We start from the raw sequence: 17,064 nt of genomic DNA on the forward strand, positions 1-17,064 counted from the left end.
CCGGTCTGCATACAGATCGGGGGAGGCCGGGATGTTGAGGTCCGCGCCGCGGCGTTTTGTCGATCGGGTGGCGGAGCGCGGCGAGTTGATCGAGCGGGCTTCTCGCGCGCGTGCTCAGCGCGAGCAGGGCGTTTTCGTTCTTCAGGGTATGGGCGGGGTGGGAAAGACCGCGTTGATGCTGTGGGGCGTGCGGGATCTGGCACCGTCGTTCGATCTGGTGCTGGAGGTCTCCATGGGCGCGTCCGCGGAGGCGAAGACGGTCGAGGAGATCCTCGATGTTTTCTTGGTGCAGCTTGACGCGCGGGTGACGCCGCCGACGTTCGACGGCAAGCTCGCGGTTTACCGGGCCGAGACGGCGCGGCGGGACGTGCTGGTCGTGCTCGACGACGTCGATTCGGCGGAATCGGTCGAGCAGCTGCTTCCGGGCTCGCCGGCCGGGGTGGTGCTGGCGACGAGCCGGCAGCGGCTGGAGGCGTTCGAGTTCGCCGGCTTCACGACGGTGCCGCTGGATGTGCTGTCCGAGCCGTACGGGATCGAGTTGCTGAGCCAGGGGCTGGACCCGGCGGTGGCCGTCGAGGACGAGCGGGCTTTGGCGGAAATCGCGAAGCTGACCGGGTGCCTGCCGCTGGCGCTGACGATCGCGGGCGCGCAGCTGCGCGCGCGGCGGCATGAACGGCCTTCCGCGCTGCTGGCGCGGCTCGAGTCGGCGCAGGATTTCCTCGCCGAATTCGAGGTGGACCGCGACCGGAAGCTCGAGTTCGTCTACGAGGCGTCGTATCAGACGTTGCAGCCGTGGGAACAGCTGCTGTACCGCAGGCTGGGCCTGTTCCCCGGCAGGCAGTTTCCCGGCTGGGCGGCTTCGCTGCTGCTCGGGGAGGGAGCACCGGTCTCGGATACGTTGCTGGCGTTGTCTCGTGCCACCCTGGTCGGCGAGTTGGCCGACGGCCGGTACGAGATGCACGCGATCATTCACCGGCACGCGCAGCGTCATGCGGACGAGGAGGAGCATCCGGCGGACGTCCGGAAACTGCGCCGGGGACTGGCCGCGGCGTATCTGGATTTCGCCGCCGCGCGGGAGCTGGTGCTCTCCAGCCGTCTTCATTTCGGGTCGCGGTTCGACGGCAGCGTTGCTCCGGCGCATGCGGGGGAGGACAGCTACCGGCGGGCGGTCGGCGATCTCGAGACCGAGATGCCGAACCTGCGCCGGATCGTCTCGATGGCCGCGGAGGAAGGCAGGCCCCGCCGGACGCGCTGGAGCGCAGCCGAGGCGCCCGTACGGTTCTCGTATCGGCAACCCGGCTCGCCGGCTGGATCTTTGCTGTCCTCGGCCGGTTCTCGGAGCCGTCCGTCTCGTGCCGAACCGGTGGACGAGCGCGGGCCGGGCTTGTCCGGCGGCTCGAACCCGCGCTGCCCGGCAGCTGAGCCGCCCGACGTCGGAGGCCTCGGTCTACCATGACGGACAGGGTGCACTCGCTGTCCGGGGCGCGGGCGAACCGGGTGCCGCAGGGCCGGAACGGGAGTCGAGGATGGTCGAGGAACCCGCGGGCTCACGCGAGCACGCCGCCGAACTCAACAGCTGGGTGCGCGGTCTTCTCGCCCGGGTGGAGGACAAGTGGGGCGTGCTGATTCTCGGGGTTCTCGCTGCCGGGGGATTGCGCTACTCGGAACTCGGACGGCACCTTCCCGGCGTCTCGCAGCGCATGCTGACGCTGAGCCTGCGCAGGCTGGAGCGCGATGGCCTCGTCACGCGCACGGTGACCCCCGTCAATCCGCCGCAGGTCGATTACGCGCTCACCGAGGTCGGCCTGTCCCTGCACCGGACCATGCTGGTGCTGCTGGGCTGGGCGAAGGACCACGAGGAGTACATCCACCGCAGCCGAGAGCGGTTCGACGCGGAGCACCGGGGCACCGGCTGAGGGTCATCTCTCGTCCCGGATCGGGGTGGCCATCACTCCGAGACCGGTGATCTCCATCCGCACCGTGTCTCCGGGTTGGAGGAAGCAGGGAGGCTGCCGGGTGCTTCCGACGCCGGACGGCGTGCCGGTGAGGATCAGGTCGCCGGGCCGCAGTGTGATGGCATCGCTGACCGAGGACACGAGCGCGGGCACATCGAAGATCATCTGCGCGGTGGTGCCGTCCTGGCGCAGTTCGTCGTTCACCCAGGTGCGCAGACGGAACCGGTCGGGTGCGGGCGCCTGGTCGGCGGTGAGCAGCCACGGCCCGGTCGGGCAGAAAGTGTCGGCGCCTTTGCCTCGCATGATCTGAAGGTAGGCGGGGCTCTTGTGCATTTCGCCGAGGAACACGTCCCGCGCCGTCACGTCGTTGGCGATCAGGTAGCCAGCCACGTGCGCCAGAGCCTGTTCCCTCGGGATGCGCCGCCCGCCGCGGCCGATCACGACGGCGAGTTCGCATTCGTAGTCGAGTTGGGCGGATTCCACCGGGCGGACCACCGGATCGTACGGTCCGCCGAGTGCGGCGGCCGGTTTGCTGAACAGGACAGGAGTGTCGGGGAACGGCCCGGCCGGGCCGGCGATCTCGGTGATGTGCGCCCGGTAGTTCGCGCCCACGGCGATGATGGCGCCCGGGTGCGGCACCGGCGGCCCGAGCCGGACGTCCGCCAGCGATACCGTCCCGCTCAGTCCGGCGAGCCTCGGCCTCAGTTCGGGCAGTTGGGCCAGGATGGCGTTCATGTCCCCAGACACTCCTGGCACCTCGTCGAGCGGGACGATCCGGTCGCCGGCGGCGAGGAGGCCCGGTCGTTCGCTGCCCGCATCGCCGAAGCTGACCAATTTCATGACGTTCTGCTTTCTGTCGTAGGCAGGGTGTTCTGCCCGCGGGGTTCGCGAGGAGGCTCCGTGGCCGGCTCTCCCGACGCGAGGTTTCACCGGAACAAGAACCGCCGAGTACATAGACGTGCTCGTTCGCGAGGTCGTCCCCGGCGCGGGCCCGCGCCGGGGACGGCACTGCCGCGGCGGCCGCTCGGCATCAGCCTAGGGAAGCGGCCTGGTCCTGGTCCGTTCGCCGGGTCAGTTCGGTGAACGACGCACCGGCGCGCAGCCGTGCGATCATCTCGTCCGGGTCGAATTCGGTGCCCCGAGGGTTGTTCCGGTAGACCGGCCCGGCGAGGAAAGCGTTGACCTCTTCGGCGGTCTCGAAGACGTCGACCTGCAATTCGACGTGGTTGCCGTCCGGGTCGGCGTAGTACATCGAGATGGTGGGACCGTGGTTCACCGACCATGCCGGGGCAATGGACTCGGCCTTCAACCGCTCGTAGTTGCCGAGCAGCGTTTCCAGGCTGTCGTAGGTGAAGGAGACGTGCTGGAGTCCCACGACGGGCTTCGGCATTGCCTCGTACTCGTCGAACGAAACGAGCCCGACACGATGATGCTCGCCGTCGTAGGCCAGGAATGCCATGTTCTCGTTCTCGTATGCGGGCTTCGCGCCGAGCACCCGGCAGTACCAATCGCGCATTGCTTCGAGCTGGTTGGTCTGCAGGACGACGTGCGACAGTTTGACCGGCGACTTCGACCGCGGCAGCGGTTCCGCCGCGCCGGGGATTGCCCGCTCCGCGACCTGGAATCCGTCGACGGCGGCCGGCATGCCGCAGTAAAGGGTGGCGTGCAGGAGCAGTTCGCGGATCTCCTCGGCGGTGACACCGTTCGCGATCGCGCCTTCGAGGTGGAACTCCAGCTCGTGCAGACGGCCGAGCGCCACCAGCATCGCCAGGGTGACCAGGCTGCGATCACGACGATCGAGGCCGGCCCTGGCCCAGATGTCGCCGTAGGCGTGCCGGGTCACGAGCTCCTGCAGCTTGTCCGTGAACCACGTCGCCGACTCGGTCTGCGCCTCGGCGCCGGCCGAACCGAACATCGCGTGCCGCAGCCGCAGGCCGCGCTCGTAGAATTCGTCCTTGATCATGAATCCTCCTTGCGGGGAAAGGGAAATGTGTCAGATCGAGGTGACGACGTCGGCGTAGGGAAGCCTGGGCAGCCTGGGAAACCAGGCGTTCGGTCCGGGACGGCCGATGTTGACCACCACCAGCGAAGAAAGCCGGCCGTCGGGGAAGAACTCCCGGTCGACGCCGACCGCGTCGAACCCGATCATCGGGCCTGCCGCGAGCCCGGCGGCCCGGACCGCCAGGATGAAGTAGCCGATCTGCACCGTGGCGTTGAACCGCGCCGAGTGCTCCCGGACGGCCCGGTCGGCGTACCCGTCCCGCGCGTCCGGTCGGTGCGGGAAGACCTTCGGAAGGTGCTCGTGGAATTCGAGATCGGCCGCCAGAACGGCTACCGCGGGCGCCGTCGCCGCTTTCGCCCTGTTGCCCTCGTATAAGTGGCGGTGCAGGCGTGCGCGAGCTGCCTTCGAACGGAGCAGCAAAATCCGCATCGGCTGCTGGTTCATGGACGTGGGCGCGAACCGGAAAAGGTCGTAAATCGCCTCGATGTGCTGGTCGGTCACCGGCTCTTCGGTGAACGTGTTCGGTGTCCGTGCGCTGCGGAACAGCAATTCTTGAGCGTCCTCGGCCAGCGCGATCCACGAATCCCGCGCGGCCCTGATCTCCTCGGTCATCTGCGATTCCCCTAGGTTTCGTCTTTCTGGTTCGAATATTCTCAAGAATCGGGGCGCGCTGGAAGACGGCACATCAATGTGGGGAACGCACATCTGTGTTCGCGGCTGGCCCTCGACCGCGGCGAGGCGGTGCCGGATTGTTGCGGGGGATAAGCGCTTTTCGTCGCTTTGCGCGGAGCCGGGAGCCCGAACCCGTTCGGCGGCGCTCGTGCGAAGCAGAGCCGGACGTCCGCGTGGAAGGCGATGCCGGCCTGTTCGCGGACGTGACTGTGCACCCGGTCGGCGCCGACGACGTATCCGGCCCGGATCTGCTCGCCGGCGGTCAGGGCGACGGCGCGGCCATCGGGGTCCGGTACCAGCGCAATCACCTCGCTCGCGCCGGATCGTCCGGCCGCCGGAATCGTTGCCGCACTTCAGGATTCGCCGCTGGCCTACGTTCGGTAGCCGGCGTGCCGAGTGCGAGTCGATCCGCTCGCGTCGCGCGCCGGCCCGCGGCCACCGGAAAAATCCCTTCGACCCGTGCCAGCCGCGCGCAGGGCAACGACAGTTCTGACGACGAGTTCCGGAGCGCGGCTCGCGGGGCTCGTCGAACCGTTCCGGCACCGGGTGCGAGCGGGCTCAGGTGGCCAGGACTTCCATGAGCACGTCCTCTGCATGCAGGTAGCGGAGGGAATCGACCCACAACCGGTAGCAGTCGGTGCGGCCGTGGACGGTCGCGGCGTAGGCGGCGATGTTCGCGTCGGTGAGCGCGGTGAAGACCCGGTCGAGTTCTCGGGCGGTGAGGTCGGCGATTTCTGCCCAGGCCCGCGCTCGGATGCCGTTGCCGAAGCCGTGCGGCGGGAGCCAGAACATCGGGCCGCGGCGGTCGTATCCGGGGTCAGGGGTGTGCGGTGCGCTCATGGGACGTCCTGGTATTCGGCTGCGGTGAGTCCGAGGAATGCGTTGCCGCAGAGGAAGGGGACGGCGCGCGGCCACGAGAATTGGGCTGGCGTGACGGGTTCGTGGCGGGTGTGCCAGGCCTGGGTGCGGAGGGTTTCGTCGAGTTCCCACGCCAGGAGCACGAGACGGCTGCGGAGGACGTGTTGTGCGAGTTCAGGTGCGGCCATGGGCGCGTGGTCGCGGCACAGTCCGTGTCCGTGCACCCAGGCTTCGCGGACGGTTTCGTGGCCGGCGGCGGCTTCGAGGAGGGCGAGTTCTCGGCGCTCGCTCACCGCGCCGGCCGCGCAGGCGGAGCAGGCGGACGCGGTGTGGCGGAAGTGGAGGAGAGCCTCGGCGACGTGGCGGTCCGGGCGGCGGAGCTCGGCGGCGGCAAGGTCGAAGCGCCTCCGCAGAAGGGGTTGCCACGAGCGGCGGAGCCGTGCGAGCGGGCGGGGGTGGGGCGCGGCGGTGAGCCGTTCGGCGAGCTGGGTCAGTCGTGCGCGGGTCTTCTGGTGCATCAGGCTGCGGAGGCGGTGAGCGCCCAGGTCGTCGAGGAGTGTGGCGTCGCCGAGATGGCGGGCGCAGAGCCAGGGTTCGGAAGGGTTGAGCCGGTCGGGATCCTGGTCGAGGAGCCAGCTCAGGTAGCGCAGTTCGCCCTGGGCGCGGCTCCGGCAGGCGGGGCAGCAGTCGCGGCCGAGGTCCTCGACCACCCGGTCCATTGCGGACAATTCGGTGAGCCGTTTGTCGTTCTCGGCGAGAATCTGGGCGGCGCGGGCCAGGAGTGCGGCGCGGACCGGGACGTCGGGATCGGACGGATCGACGGGCTGCTGCTGAGCTGCCAGTCCGGCGAGCGCGGCGGCGTGCCGCCATGGCACCGAGTGCAGGAGGCCGAGCAGGTGCGGATTGCACAGTCGTCCGGTCGCCGCGAAAATCTCCGGGTCGTCCAGCCACCGGACGATGGGGTCGAGGCGTCGCTCGCTCGCGGCCGCGGTTTTGGCGCAGGCGTCGCAGCGGCCGCTGGTGGTGCCGGCAAGGGCGGAGGAGATCAGGTCGCCGAGGAGGCCGGGCAGCACCTGTGCACTGTCCGAAGCGGACATGAGCAGTCTGGTGTGCCGGTCGCAGAAGCCGCCGGCGTGCGCGACGCGGCGGCGGTAGTCCGGGTCGCGGCGGGTTTCCATGACGTACCAGGTGTGCCAGTGGTGTTCCGCGCTGTCGGCGTCCCGGCAGAGCAGGCAGTCCTCGCCGGTCAGGTCGCGCAGGAGTGCGCGGCGTTCGTCGGCGTGCTGTGATTGGCTTTTCATGTCGTGCTCCGCAGGTGTGCGACGCGGTCGCGGAGGGCTTGGAGACGGGCGGCAGGAGGACCTATGCCGTCGAGGCGCCGTCGCATGGCTTCTTTGCGCGGGTCGGCGTTGAGGGAGAAGGCCAGTTGCAGGGAGGTGTGCAGGAGCCATTGGTGGTACTGCAGCAGCCGTTCGGCTTCCGCCGCGATGCCGACGCGGTCGCCGTCGACCGGGATGGCCGCCAGTTCTTCGCGCAGCCGGTGATAGGTGCTGACCAGTTCGCCGGCGGCGTGACCGAGACGGCCGGGGACGTCGCCGGGAGCGCCGCAGGCCCGCACCGCGTCGTCGGCCTCGGGCGCGGCCGCGGCGGCCTGGTCGAGGACGGACAGCAGCCTCGTCAGTTGCTCCCCGGCGGACAGGTGCCGGCGGCGGAAGTGGCTGAGGAAACCGGGCATCGGGTTCATCCGATACGTACGGCGCTGATTTCGGTTGCTCCGTATGGGAGTTCGGGCCGGGCTGAGGCGATCTCCAGGAGCCGGTTGTATTTCGCGACGCGTTCGCCGCGGGCCGGAGCGCCCGCTTTGAGCTGTCCGCAGCCGGTTCCGACGGCGAGGTCGGCGATGAAGTCGTCGGTGGTTTCGCCGGAGCGGTGGGAGATCATCTGCGCGTAGCCGTGCTGCCGGCAGGTTTCGACCGCGTCGAGGGTTTCGGTGACGGTGCCGATCTGGTTGAGCTTGATCAACGCGGCGTTGGCGACGTTCAGCTTGGCGCCGCGGGCGATCCGGGCGGCGTTGGTGACGAAGTTGTCGTCGCCGACGAGCTGGATGCGGTCGCCGAGTTCGGCGGTGAGTTCGCGCCAGCCGGACAGGTCGTCTTCGGCCAGGCCGTCCTCGATGCTCCAGATCGGGAAGTCGCGCACCATCTGGACGTAGCGCTGCACGAGGTCGGTCGAACTGTGCCGGTGGCCGTTGAGCAGGTAGCTGCCGTCCGGCTGACGGAACTGGGACGCGGCCGGGTCCAGCGCGATGGCGATGCCGTCGGGCCCGGCGGGATAGCCGGCGTTTTCGATCGCGCGCAGCAGCAGGTGCAGCGCGTCCTCGGGCCGGGTCACCTCGGGCGCGAAGCCGCCTTCGTCGCCGAGCCCGACGGAATGCCCGCGCTCGGCCAGCAGCTCGCGCAAGACGGCGTAGACCTCGGCTCCCGCGCGGACAGCGTCGGCCATGGTGGCCGCGGCGACCGGGGCGATCATGAATTCCTGGAAGTCCAGCCCGGTGTGGGCGTGCGCGCCGCCGTTGAGCACGTTGAAGCACGGCATCGGCAGCCGCGGCTCGACATCGCCGACGCGCAGCCACGACCACAGCGGAACTTCCTGGAGCTCGGCGAACATCCGGGCGGCCGCCATCGACACCCCGACGATCGCGTTGGCGCCGAGCCGGCCGCGGTCGTCGGTGCCGTCGAGTGCGATCATCGCCGCGTCGAGGTCGGCCAGGCTGGGCCACGACCGGCTGCAGAGCAGTTCCCGGAGCTCGGTGCGCACGGTGTCGACCGCGCCGAGGACCCCGGCTCCGCCGTAACGGGATTCGTCGCCGTCTCGGCGTTCGCGGGCTTCGCTGCGTCCGGTCGACGCTCCGGAGGGCACTGTCGCGGTGGCGGACCGGGATCCGTGCACCGCGGTGACCGACAGTGTGGGACGGCCCCGCGAGTCGAGGATCTCGCAGGCTCGCAGATCGGTGAATCGCACGTTCGTCATGACGTCCTCCTCCGGTGTGGGCGGGTGGCGAGCCGGGCGAGGGGCCGCACGGCGAGCAGGTACGCGGCCCCGAGCGCGACCACTCCGGCCGCGGCGAGCCAGGCGGAGCCGAAACTCCACAGAGCGCCGATGAGCACCGCGATCACCCCGCCGAGGCCGCCGAGGAGCAACCGGCCGCGAGTGCGCAGCCAGGCCAGCGGGTCGGCGTACGGGGCGAGGGTGCGCCGCGCGTCGGCGGTCATCAAGAACGCGAGGGCAAGCAGCCCGGTCGCGCAGCCGCGAGCAAACTGCGGATCGCCGTTCGCGAGCGCGGCGGCGGCGAGAAGGACCGCGGGGGTGGCGGCCGCCGATTCGTGCCATCGCGCGGCGATCAGCACGAGCAGGGCCGCGGCCGCGGCCAGGACCGCGGCGAGCGGGTCGGCGCCGAAGGCCGACGCGGCCATGAGCAGTCCGGTGGCGACCGTCGGGACCGGTCCGCGGAGGAGGTCGTTCATGCGGTCCTCCCCGGCAACGGACGGCGGGCGAGCGGTCCCAGGACGTCGTCGAGCCACCGGCCGTCGGCCCAGGCGACGACCGGGACGCCCACGTCGGCCAGCTGGCTCAGGACGGTGCGCCGTTCCAGTCGCCACACGCGCCGCGCGATCTCGTCGATCCGGCTTCCGGGCTCTCCGGGCGGTTCAGTGCGCAAGGTGTCCACGACGACGAGCGGGCATCCGCGTTGGCGCACATCGTGCACCGAGGTCAGCGCCCGCTTGTCGAGCAGCGGCGAGAACAGCACCACCGCCGCGCGCGACGGCAGGGCGGGGCGCGGGATCCGGGCGAGGTCGGGCTGGACCACGGCGTCGTCCAGCCGGGCTTCCAGCACGGTGTCGGCGATGCGGTAGTACTGCCGTTCTCCGACGTCTGGCCCGATCCAGCGGAGAATGCCACCGAGCGAAACCACACCTGCCCGGTCTCCGCGGCGCAACGCGGCCCGCACGACCGAAGCCGCTCCCCGCACGCCGAGGTCCAGTGTGGACGCTCCGGGCTGGGCAACGTCGGAGAAGGTGTCGACGACCGCGACGATCTCCGCGGCCTGCTCGGCGATCCGGTCGGTGACGTGCAGGCTGCCGCGGCGGGAGCTGATCGCCCAGTTGATCCGGCTGAGCGAGTCGCCGGGCTGGTACGGCCGCACCGCGGCGAATTCGATGCCGCTGCTGCGTTTGCGTCCGATGTGGACACCGACGCGGTCGGGCAGGTCCGCCGGGCGCGGGAGGACTTCCGGCGGCACCGCGCGCGGGTAGACACGCAGTTCTCGCCCTCCGGCGGGCACGTTGGCTTCGACCAGTCCGGAGAAGGCATAGGCGGTGACGCGCGGCCGGAGCGACCATCGTCCCCAGCGGCGCGGTCGCACCGTGAAGGTGCGTCCGTCCTGCGTGGACACTTCTGCGGCGGGGGAGTGGAGCGAGACGGTGATGTCGTCGACGGCGACTGCGGGGCGGACGTCGACGGTCAGGTGCACCTCGTCGTTTTCGAGGCAGCGTTCGTCGGCCAGGGCGATGTCGACGGCGAGCGAGCCGGCCGGGGACTCGCGTGGGCTGTTGGCGAGCGCGCCGAGCAGCGGTGCGGCGAAGGCGAGCAGTTCGAGCTTGCCCAGAACGGCAGCGGCGAGGACGGTCAGCCCGGCGCAAGTGGCCAATGCGAGCGCGAGCCGGGTGGGATGCCATTGCGCGGCAACGGTGTTCATGCCGGCCTCCCTGCCCGGGGGACCGGGACGTCGTCGAGGATCCTGGCGAGCAGGTCTTCGCCGCGGACCTGGCGGACCCACAGCTCGGGACGGAGGCTCAGCCGGTGGCCCCAGGCCGCGGGCACGAGGTCTTTCACGTCTTCGGGGACCACGTAGTCGCGGCCGGCCAGCAGCGCCTTCGCGCGGGCGAGTTGCAGCAGGTCCAGGCAGGCTCGCGGGCTCGCGCCGACCACCACCTGGTGGTGCCCGCGGGTGGCGTCGGCGAGCCGGACGACGTAGGCCAGCACGTCGGGATCGACCTCGACCTGTTCCACCGACTCTCGCAGCACCGGCACTTCGCCCGAGGCCAGGATCCGGCGCAGTGCGGGCGGCGCGGACCCGCGTTCGAGGCGGCGGCGCAGCAGGGCCTGCTCGTCCTCGGCGGGAAGGTAGCCGATGCGGACGCGGAGCGCGAAGCGGTCGAGCTGGGCTTCGGGGAGAGGGTAGGTGCCCTCGTATTCGATCGGGTTGTCGGTGGCGAGCACGACGAACGGGTCCGGCAGCGGATGCGTGGTCCCGTCGACGGTGACCTGGTGCTCGGCCATCGCTTCCAGCAGCGCCGCCTGGGTTTTCGGCGGGGTGCGGTTGATTTCGTCGGCCAGCAGCAGGTTCGCGAAGACCGGGCCGGGCCGGAAGGACAGGGTCTGCCGCGCCTGGTCGTAGACGACCGCGCCGGTCACGTCCGAGGGCAGCAGGTCCGGGGTGAACTGGATCCGCGCGAAGCGCAGGCCCAGCACCGTCGCGAACGACCGGGCGATGAGGGTCTTGCCGAGCCCGGGCAGGTCTTCGATCAGGACATGCCCGCGGGCGAGCACGCCGAGCAGGATCAGCTCGAGCACGGCGCGTTTGCCGACCACGGCGAGTTCGACTTCGTCGAGCACTGCGGCCGCCCGGACGCCGGTGGCTCTGACGGTGGTGGTCATCGGGCAGCCTCCAGGCGGTCGAGGATCCGTTCGAGCGTCTTCAGCGTCGGTCCCGGGGCGTCCCGGTCGCCGGAGCGGGAGAGCGAAGGGTCGGCCAGCGGCCAGAGTTCGTCGCCGAGCGCTGCCCGGCCGTCGGAGCGGTTTCGCAGCAGCCGCACCAGAATCGGCCGCATGTCGCAGTCCCAGGCGTGCCGGGAGGTGCTGCACCAGGAGACGGCTGCGGCGAGATGGTCGTAGCCGGGGAAATCCGGTCGCCGGCCGGCGGGCGCGGGCTCGCGCGGCGGGTCGGCTTTGCGCAAGGACGCGCGGACGCCGGCCACAGCGAGCACCGTGAGCAGAACGGCGCAGACGAACAAACCCGTGGTAGCGGCGACCGCGTAGCCCGCGGCGAGCAGCAACGCCGCGGCGATCGTCAGACCCGCGGTGATCATGGCCGCCTGCCCAGGTCGGCGAGGAGTTCGTCGAGCGCGCGGCGGGCGGCGTTCTGCTGTGCGGCGGTGATCGGGTGCCTGCTGAACCTGGCTTCGGCGAACACCTCGACCAGACGACGTGCTGGTGCGGGCTGCACGAGTCCGGCGTTCGCGGCGCGGGACAGCACCGCGGTGGGCGTGTCTGCCGGTCGCGGAGCAGCTTCGGCGGTGCGGGTCAGCGCTCGTTCCATTGCGGCGAACGAGCGGAGGATCGCACCGCGCGGACCGTCCTCCGCGAACTCGCCGAGTTCGCTCAACCCGGCTTCGGCAGCCTCTGCCAGTCCGGTCGGAGCCCCTGTTCGCGGTGAGCGCCGGACGCGGATTCGGGTGAGCGCCACCAGCGCCAGCACTGCGAGGACGACAACGGCCAGCAGAAGCCAGGGCGATCCGCCGTCGGCGTGGCTGCCGGCTGCCGGTTGCGCCGGGATTTCCGCGGGAGCTGGTGCGAACTGAGGCGGTGGCGTCGCGGCCGGCCTGGCACGGGAAGCGACGACGGCCAGGACGACGATCGGCGCGACTGTCGCCCCGAGGACGGCCAGCACGGCCCACCGGCGTCCCCATTTCGTGCCCAGCGGCTCGTACACGTGCTGGAAATCGTCGTCCTGCGGCTTGCGGCGGCGCCGCAAGCCGGTGATCGACCAGAGGGCCAGCAGCGCGGAAACCACGCCGAGTGCCGTGATGAGAACGGTCAGCGTCGTGCCGCTCGCGTGCGCCAGCGGGCCTCGCAGCGACCAGTTGCTTTCCGCGCGCGCACGCAGTCCCGCCGCGCCGAGCGCCAGCAGCAGTCCGGCTGCCGGGACAGCTCCCGGCAGCGTGGTGTCGCCCTGGTGCCGCATCCGCACACCTTTCCCCGACGTATCCGTCAGGGACCGTTAGCGGATGTGCCGCGGTTGCGGGTGAGCCCCATCACCTGCCTGTGATTGTGCCACGGCTCGGCCGGGGACGCGATCAGCGCTGCCGCGAGCGGTAGTCGGGAAGATGATCCGGCTGCTACCGTGAGGAAGTCGGTGGCGTCCGCGCCACCACCGGCGATGGAGCTCGCCGCGACCGCGCCGCTCGGCGCTGATGGCTTCTGCCCGTGACCGCGTCCGTGCCTCTGGTTCGGACGACCGGACGAGGAGGAAGCCATGGGTCTGGACGCCAAACCCGTGAACCTGCGCTGCACCGGGCTGGTCCTGCGGCAGGAGCGGGTTCTCTTGTGCCAGCGGATCACCGACTGGGTGCTGCCCGGAGGCACTCAGCGGGACGGTGAATCGGTCGCCGCGTGCGTACGGCGCGAGGTGCGCGAGGAGACCGGGCTCGCGGTCACCCCGGCCGGGGTGGCGTTCGTCCTCGAGACCGCCAACCCGGAGTACGGGCAGCAGATGGTGGAGATCGTCCTGCATGCGGTCGCCGACGACCCGGATGCTGAACCGCGCGGCACGGAGGACGGCCTGGTGCCGTCGTTCGTGCGGCTGGAACGCGTGTCGGCGCTGGGACTCCGGCCTCCGATCGGCGGGTACCTGCGCGCGTTCCACCGCGACGGCGCCCAGCGCACCGCCGCTTACCTCGGCAATGTCTGGCGGCCGGCGCCGTCCGAAGCGCGGCGGGCGCTGTGACCGCCGCGGTGCGCCTGGCCGGCCTCGCCGAGCGGGTCCGCGGGCACGTGCCGCCCGACCGGCTGCCGGCGCTGGACGACGCGATCGCCCGCGCGCTGGCGGGCCGGGTCCGGGTGCTGGTGCTCGGCGAAGCCAAACGCGGCAAGAGCACGCTGGTGAACGCCCTGTTCGCGCGTGAGTTGCTGCCCACCGGCGCGCTCCCGGTGACGTCGGTGGCGACCTCGGTGACCGTGGAGTCCACTGTGGACGCCGAAGTCCGTTACCGGGACGGGCGACGGCACCCGCTGCGCCTCGGCGACGTGGCCGAGCTGGTCAGCGAGCGCGGAAACCCGGGCAACGTCCGCAACGTCGACACCGTGCGGATCACGGCGCCGTCGCCGTATCTGCCCGCAGGCACCGAGGTGGTCGATTCGCCCGGCACCGGGTCGGTGCACCAGGCCAATACCGACGAGGCCGCCCGAGCGCGCGACAGCGTCGATCTCGCGGTGCTGGTGGTCTCGGCCGATCCTCCAGTGTCGCAGGCGGAACTGGCGCTGGCGGCCGAGGTGACGGCGACCGCGGCGGCCCTTGCGGTGGTGGTCAACAAGATCGACCTCGTCCAGGCCGGCGACGTGGCGGAGATCGTCGCCTTCACCCGGCAAGCGGTCGCCGGACCGCTCGGCTCCGAGGTTCCGGTGCTGCCGATGTCGCTGCGCACGTCCGGCCCGGACGACCTGGTCGCCTGGCTGACCGAGCGAATCGCCCGCAGCGGGGAGACGGATGTCGTCGCCTCGACCGCGCGAGCATGGCGCCGAGAGTCCGCGGCCGTCCTCGACGGCCTCCGGATCGAACGCGAAATCCTCGGCCGGACCGCCGAGGACAGCACTCGCGCGGTGAAGGAGCTGCGGGCGATCATCGACCGCGCACGCAGCGCGGAAACCGCCGCGATCGACCATGTGCGCGGCGAAGCACGCCGTTCTCGCGCTCGCTTGGACGCTTCGCACGAACGCGCCGTCGCCGCCGCGACCACCGCTGCGAGACAGCAGCTCGGCGCCGAACTCCCCGCTGAGCCCGCGCGCCCCGAAGCGGCCGCCGGTGTCGTCCGAGGGCAGCTGAGCGAGCGAGTTGTCGAGGCGGGTGCCGGCTGGTTCCGCCAAACCGGAGAGGAACTGGAGGCTGCTGCGCGCGACGCCGCGCAGCAAGCGACTGCCGGATTGACGGCGGAACTGGTCCGGGCCCGCCACGCCGTCGCCGGCGTCCTGGACCTCCGGCTGGCTGACGCACCGGTGCCGGATCCGCCCGCCCCGCCGCGGCTGCCGGAGCTGGAACTCGGGCCGGAAGTGGTGTGGCGCGAACTGGTCACGACTGCGCTCGCGCACCGGCTGCCGGCCTCGGTCCGTCGAAAGCGCCTGCACCGCCACCTTTCGGCATGGGCGGAGAACGCGGTGCCCCGGCCCTTCGGCCGCGCGCGCTCGACGTTGCAGCACTGGTTGCGGGACGTCGTGCGCGGGGACGAACGGGCGCTGGCGGAGATCTGGCGGACCCAGCTCGCCGCGCTCGAAGCGGGTCTCGGCGCGGCGGACCGGAGCCGCGGGAGCGCGCCCGACGCGAAGCTCGCGGAATTGGACGGGCGAATTGCCTCGGTGCGGCAGGTGGTCCGGGAACTGGAGCTGGTGAGTTCCGGCTCCCCGGCCGAGGCGCGGTGACGGTCGTGGTTTCCGGTGCCCGCTGCACTGCCGCGGAACTGCGATTGCTGGACTGGGTGCACGACCGGACCTCGCCGCCGGTCGTGTCAGCGGCCCGGGTCGTGACCGTGCTGGGGGAGACCCCGATGGTGTGGACTGTCGTGGGTGCGTCCTGCTTGGCCCGGGCGGACCGCTGGGCGCCGCACCTGCTCACTCTGGCGACAGCGACCGCGGTCCGGCGCGTCACCGCCGAGCTGATCTCCCGCCAACGGCCGCCGGAGCGGCTGTGGCGCGCTTCGTGGTCAGGGCCCAGTTTTCCGTCCCGGCACACCGCTCTCGGCACCCTGGGACTGGCGTTGGCGGCCGGGAACGTCCTGCCCCGGCCTGCTGCCGTCACGGTGGCCGGTGCGGCGGCGATCGGGCTCAGCCGGATCGTTCTCGGCGTGCACTGGCCCAGCGACGTTCTCGGCGGCTGGCTCTTCGCCGCTGCGGCGCTGGCGAGCACGCGGCGAGCGCGGGGGTGCTGTCGTGATCGGAGCTGACCTGTGCCACGCCTTCGTCGAATTCCCGGTCTTCGACGCGAAATCGCGGTCGCTGAAGAGACGCGTGCTCGGGTCGTCCGGCGGGAGCATCCAGACCGGGACGAAGGTTCCGGTCGTCGCCGCCTTGCAGGACCTCACCGCGTCTTTCGAAGAGGGCGACCGGGTCGGGCTGGTCGGGCACAACGGCGCGGGCAAATCGACGCTGCTGCGCCTGCTGGCCGGCATCTACGAACCGACCCGCGGCTCCGCCCGGCGTTCCGGCCGGGTCGCGCCGGTGTTCGACCTCGGGCTGGGGATGGATCCGGAGACGTCCGGACTGGAGAACATCGTGGTGCGCGGCATGTTCCTCGGCATGACCCGGCGGCAGATGCGCGCCCGCACCGACGAGATCGCCGAATTCACCGAACTCGGCGACTACCTGCGGATGCCGCTGCGCACCTACTCGACCGGCATGCGGGTCCGGCTCGCGCTGGGCGTCGTCACGTCCATCGACCCGGAAATCCTGCTGCTGGACGAAGGAATCGGCGCGGTCGACGCGGACTTCCTCGAACGCGCGCGATCCCGCCTGCACGATCTCGTCAACCGCTGCGGGCTGCTGGTGTTCGCTTCGCACACCGAAGAGCTCCTGCTGGATCTCTGCGATTCGGCGCTGTGGCTGGAGTCCGGGCGCATCGTGCGGGCCGGTCCCGCCGCGGACGTGGTGCGCGCTTACCGCCGGCGCTCAGGCGTCGAGGACGCCGAAGCCCAGCAACCCGAACAACGCCGCGCCGATCACGATCCGGTAGACGACGAACGACGTGAACGAGTGCTTGGCGACGAATTTCAGCAGCCAGGCGATGGACGCGTAGGCGACGGCGAACGACACGAGCGTGCCGATCGCGACCGGGAGCGGGTCGATCCCGCCGCCGACGGCGTCCTTCAGTTCGTAGAGTCCCGCTCCGGTGAGCGCGGGAATGGACAGGAAGAACGACAGCCGGGTCGCCGCGACTCGGTCGAGGTCCCGGACCAGCGCCGTCGAGATCGTCGCGCCGGAACGGGAAAATCCCGGGAACAGCAGCGCCAGGATCTGTGACGAGCCGACGAGCATCGCGTCGGTGAACGACAGGTCGTCCTCGCCGCGTTTGAGCCGTCCTGCGCGTTCCGCGCCCCACATCAGCGCGCTGCCGGCGATCAGCGATCCGGCCACCACCCACAGGGAAGCGAGCGGGCCCTCGATGAGCGGTTTGAACAGCAGCCCCGCCGCGACGATCGGCAGCGTCGCGAACACGACCCACCAGGCGAACTTGTAGTCGTGGTGCTGTCGCTGCCCGGCGTGCACGAGGCCGCGGCTCCACGCGGTGGCGAAGCGGCGGATGTCGCGGAAGAAGTAAACGAGCACCGCGGCGATCGCACCGACCTGGATCACCGCGGTGAAGCCGACCACTGACTGGTCGGCGACCGGGATGCCGAGCAAGCCTTCGGTGATTTTGAGGTGCCCGGTGGAGGAGACCGGGAGGAACTCGGTCACGCCCTCCACGATGCCCAGGACGATCGCCTGGCCGATGTCGATGACGCTCACGTGCGGTCCACCCTCGCCGGTCGCTGG

At 71.0% G+C, this 17,064-nt stretch carries 19 protein-coding genes, 1 pseudogene and 1 riboswitch; of the genes and pseudogenes, 6 read left to right on the plus strand and 14 right to left on the minus strand.

The window, feature by feature from the left end; genetic code table 11:
• The first annotated feature begins 31 nt into the window (after nt 1-31).
• Together ACFSVL_RS45700 and ACFSVL_RS45705 are read left to right on the plus strand one after the other, a co-directional pair.
• Entirely contained in the window at nt 32-1,456 is a 1,425-nt protein-coding gene (locus ACFSVL_RS45700) for an NB-ARC domain-containing protein (RefSeq protein WP_378314296.1), read from the plus strand.
• A gap of 70 nt (nt 1,457-1,526) precedes the next feature.
• Nucleotides 1,527-1,916, plus strand: a complete 390-nt coding sequence (locus ACFSVL_RS45705) for a winged helix-turn-helix transcriptional regulator (RefSeq protein WP_378314298.1) — start codon at nt 1,527-1,529, stop codon at nt 1,914-1,916.
• A gap of 3 nt (nt 1,917-1,919) precedes the next feature.
• Here the strand turns inward: ACFSVL_RS45705 and ACFSVL_RS45710 are convergent, their stop codons facing one another.
• The 13 genes from ACFSVL_RS45710 to ACFSVL_RS45770 form a co-directional block, all read right to left on the minus strand.
• Nucleotides 1,920-2,795, minus strand: a complete 876-nt coding sequence (locus ACFSVL_RS45710) for a fumarylacetoacetate hydrolase family protein (RefSeq protein WP_378314300.1) — start codon at nt 2,793-2,795, stop codon at nt 1,920-1,922.
• A gap of 190 nt (nt 2,796-2,985) precedes the next feature.
• Entirely contained in the window at nt 2,986-3,918 is a 933-nt protein-coding gene (locus tag ACFSVL_RS45715; RefSeq protein ID WP_378314302.1) for a carboxymuconolactone decarboxylase family protein, read from the minus strand.
• A gap of 30 nt (nt 3,919-3,948) precedes the next feature.
• A complete protein-coding gene (locus tag ACFSVL_RS45720; protein WP_378314304.1) occupies nt 3,949-4,569 on the minus strand; it encodes a malonic semialdehyde reductase in 621 nt (206 codons plus the stop codon).
• A gap of 41 nt (nt 4,570-4,610) precedes the next feature.
• Nucleotides 4,611-4,937, minus strand: a complete 327-nt coding sequence (locus tag ACFSVL_RS45725) for an FAD-dependent monooxygenase (RefSeq protein WP_378314306.1) — start codon at nt 4,935-4,937, stop codon at nt 4,611-4,613.
• Between the two features lie 250 nt (nt 4,938-5,187).
• Nucleotides 5,188-5,469: a hypothetical protein gene (locus ACFSVL_RS45730; RefSeq protein ID WP_378314308.1), complete on the minus strand. Its 282-nt coding sequence runs from the start codon at nt 5,467-5,469 to the stop codon at nt 5,188-5,190.
• Complete coding sequence (locus ACFSVL_RS45735; RefSeq protein ID WP_378314309.1) at nt 5,466-6,788, minus strand: hypothetical protein; 1,323 nt, start codon at nt 6,786-6,788, stop codon at nt 5,466-5,468. The genes ACFSVL_RS45730 and ACFSVL_RS45735 overlap by 4 nt, the downstream gene beginning before the upstream one ends.
• Entirely contained in the window at nt 6,785-7,222 is a 438-nt protein-coding gene (locus ACFSVL_RS45740) for a hypothetical protein (protein ID WP_378314311.1), read from the minus strand. The genes ACFSVL_RS45735 and ACFSVL_RS45740 overlap by 4 nt, the downstream gene beginning before the upstream one ends.
• A 5-nt stretch (nt 7,223-7,227) precedes the next feature.
• The gene (gene eno, locus ACFSVL_RS45745; RefSeq protein WP_378314313.1) at nt 7,228-8,517 is read right to left on the minus strand and encodes a phosphopyruvate hydratase; all 1,290 of its coding nucleotides are present in this window, start codon (nt 8,515-8,517) and stop codon (nt 7,228-7,230) included.
• Nucleotides 8,514-9,011 carry a hypothetical protein gene (locus ACFSVL_RS45750; protein ID WP_378314314.1) on the minus strand — a complete coding sequence of 166 codons (498 nt, stop codon included), beginning with the start codon at nt 9,009-9,011 and terminating at the stop codon, nt 8,514-8,516. Before ACFSVL_RS45750 ends, eno begins: the two co-directional genes overlap by 4 nt.
• Nucleotides 9,008-10,243: a DUF58 domain-containing protein gene (locus ACFSVL_RS45755; RefSeq protein WP_378314316.1), complete on the minus strand. Its 1,236-nt coding sequence runs from the start codon at nt 10,241-10,243 to the stop codon at nt 9,008-9,010. The genes ACFSVL_RS45750 and ACFSVL_RS45755 overlap by 4 nt, the downstream gene beginning before the upstream one ends.
• Nucleotides 10,240-11,205: an AAA family ATPase gene (locus ACFSVL_RS45760; RefSeq protein ID WP_378314318.1), complete on the minus strand. Its 966-nt coding sequence runs from the start codon at nt 11,203-11,205 to the stop codon at nt 10,240-10,242. Before ACFSVL_RS45760 ends, ACFSVL_RS45755 begins: the two co-directional genes overlap by 4 nt.
• The gene (locus tag ACFSVL_RS45765; protein WP_378314320.1) at nt 11,202-11,636 is read right to left on the minus strand and encodes a hypothetical protein; all 435 of its coding nucleotides are present in this window, start codon (nt 11,634-11,636) and stop codon (nt 11,202-11,204) included. Before ACFSVL_RS45765 ends, ACFSVL_RS45760 begins: the two co-directional genes overlap by 4 nt.
• Complete coding sequence (locus tag ACFSVL_RS45770) at nt 11,633-12,511, minus strand: DUF4129 domain-containing protein (protein WP_378314321.1); 879 nt, start codon at nt 12,509-12,511, stop codon at nt 11,633-11,635. Before ACFSVL_RS45770 ends, ACFSVL_RS45765 begins: the two co-directional genes overlap by 4 nt.
• Nucleotides 12,512-12,693: 182 nt before the next feature.
• Nucleotides 12,694-12,757, plus strand: a riboswitch (Fluoride riboswitch).
• Between the two features lie 45 nt (nt 12,758-12,802).
• Here ACFSVL_RS45770 and ACFSVL_RS45775 point away from each other — a divergent pair.
• The 4 genes and pseudogenes from ACFSVL_RS45775 to wzt all read left to right on the plus strand — a co-directional run.
• Entirely contained in the window at nt 12,803-13,273 is a 471-nt protein-coding gene (locus tag ACFSVL_RS45775) for an NUDIX hydrolase (RefSeq protein ID WP_378314323.1), read from the plus strand.
• Nucleotides 13,270-14,958, plus strand: a complete 1,689-nt coding sequence (locus tag ACFSVL_RS45780; protein WP_378314325.1) for a dynamin family protein — start codon at nt 13,270-13,272, stop codon at nt 14,956-14,958. The genes ACFSVL_RS45775 and ACFSVL_RS45780 overlap by 4 nt, the downstream gene beginning before the upstream one ends.
• On the plus strand, nt 14,955-15,479 hold the full coding sequence (locus tag ACFSVL_RS45785; RefSeq protein ID WP_378314327.1) for a phosphatase PAP2 family protein: 525 nt from the start codon (nt 14,955-14,957) through the stop codon (nt 15,477-15,479). Before ACFSVL_RS45780 ends, ACFSVL_RS45785 begins: the two co-directional genes overlap by 4 nt.
• Nucleotides 15,466-16,215: pseudogene (wzt, locus tag ACFSVL_RS45790) on the plus strand (galactan export ABC transporter ATP-binding subunit Wzt/RfbE); the annotation flags it as partial. The gene ACFSVL_RS45785 and the pseudogene wzt, both read left to right, overlap by 14 nt.
• Here wzt and ACFSVL_RS45795 read toward each other — a convergent pair.
• Complete coding sequence (locus ACFSVL_RS45795) at nt 16,201-17,037, minus strand: undecaprenyl-diphosphate phosphatase (protein ID WP_378314329.1); 837 nt, start codon at nt 17,035-17,037, stop codon at nt 16,201-16,203. The pseudogene wzt and the gene ACFSVL_RS45795 sit on opposite strands and share 15 nt — an antisense overlap.
• Between the last annotated feature and the right edge of the window lie 27 nt (nt 17,038-17,064).

Source organism: Amycolatopsis silviterrae (assembly GCF_042684085.1).
In the GTDB taxonomy this organism is placed as follows: Bacteria; Actinomycetota; Actinomycetes; order Mycobacteriales; family Pseudonocardiaceae; genus Amycolatopsis; species Amycolatopsis silviterrae.

Bases quoted from the DNA above. Each gene is read 5' to 3' on its own strand.
- ACFSVL_RS45700 (WP_378314296.1), top strand. From the start codon at position 32: ATGTTGAGGTCCGCGCCGCGGCGTTTTGTCGATCGGGTGGCGGAGCGC.
- ACFSVL_RS45705 (WP_378314298.1), top strand. From the start codon at position 1,527: ATGGTCGAGGAACCCGCGGGCTCACGCGAGCACGCCGCCGAACTCAAC.
- ACFSVL_RS45710 (WP_378314300.1), bottom strand. From the start codon at position 2,795: ATGAAATTGGTCAGCTTCGGCGATGCGGGCAGCGAACGACCGGGCCTC.
- ACFSVL_RS45715 (WP_378314302.1), bottom strand. From the start codon at position 3,918: ATGATCAAGGACGAATTCTACGAGCGCGGCCTGCGGCTGCGGCACGCG.
- ACFSVL_RS45720 (WP_378314304.1), bottom strand. From the start codon at position 4,569: ATGACCGAGGAGATCAGGGCCGCGCGGGATTCGTGGATCGCGCTGGCC.
- ACFSVL_RS45730 (WP_378314308.1), bottom strand. From the start codon at position 5,469: ATGAGCGCACCGCACACCCCTGACCCCGGATACGACCGCCGCGGCCCG.
- ACFSVL_RS45735 (WP_378314309.1), bottom strand. From the start codon at position 6,788: ATGAAAAGCCAATCACAGCACGCCGACGAACGCCGCGCACTCCTGCGC.
- ACFSVL_RS45740 (WP_378314311.1), bottom strand. From the start codon at position 7,222: ATGCCCGGTTTCCTCAGCCACTTCCGCCGCCGGCACCTGTCCGCCGGG.
- eno (WP_378314313.1), bottom strand. From the start codon at position 8,517: ATGACGAACGTGCGATTCACCGATCTGCGAGCCTGCGAGATCCTCGAC.
- ACFSVL_RS45750 (WP_378314314.1), bottom strand. From the start codon at position 9,011: ATGAACGACCTCCTCCGCGGACCGGTCCCGACGGTCGCCACCGGACTG.
- ACFSVL_RS45755 (WP_378314316.1), bottom strand. From the start codon at position 10,243: ATGAACACCGTTGCCGCGCAATGGCATCCCACCCGGCTCGCGCTCGCA.
- ACFSVL_RS45760 (WP_378314318.1), bottom strand. From the start codon at position 11,205: ATGACCACCACCGTCAGAGCCACCGGCGTCCGGGCGGCCGCAGTGCTC.
- ACFSVL_RS45765 (WP_378314320.1), bottom strand. From the start codon at position 11,636: ATGATCACCGCGGGTCTGACGATCGCCGCGGCGTTGCTGCTCGCCGCG.
- ACFSVL_RS45770 (WP_378314321.1), bottom strand. From the start codon at position 12,511: ATGCGGCACCAGGGCGACACCACGCTGCCGGGAGCTGTCCCGGCAGCC.
- ACFSVL_RS45775 (WP_378314323.1), top strand. From the start codon at position 12,803: ATGGGTCTGGACGCCAAACCCGTGAACCTGCGCTGCACCGGGCTGGTC.